This is a genomic window from Pseudomonas brassicacearum, assembly GCF_003732265.1.
Taxonomy (GTDB): Bacteria; Pseudomonadota; Gammaproteobacteria; order Pseudomonadales; family Pseudomonadaceae; genus Aquipseudomonas; species Aquipseudomonas brassicacearum_D.
The window spans coordinates 1-240 of the sequence record NZ_MOBK01000047.1; the positions used below are offsets into that span (position 1 = coordinate 1).

Consider the following 240-nt stretch of genomic DNA (forward strand, 5'->3'; position numbering starts at 1 on the left):
ACTTGGCTTCATCGGCGCCAGTGCACGGTGGATGATCAGGTGTCTGGTTTTTTCGCTGAGCGGCACCACTAGGCAGACGGAATCGGCTTCGGCCAGCAGTTGATCCAGCGTACGGAACTGCGCGCCGAGCTCTTGTTCCAGCTCGCTCTTGCGGCTGTTGCCGCTGTGAATGATCGGCATGTTGAAGCCCAGGCGCCCGCGACGGGCAATGGCCGCGCCGATGTTGCCCATGCCGACGAT

Annotated in this window: 1 protein-coding gene; it reads right to left on the reverse strand. The window is 62.1% G+C overall.

What is annotated here, in order from left to right:
* Nucleotides 1-240: NAD(P)-dependent oxidoreductase (locus BK660_RS29970; protein ID WP_311202916.1), on the reverse strand; the 240-nt coding region annotated here is incomplete at both ends.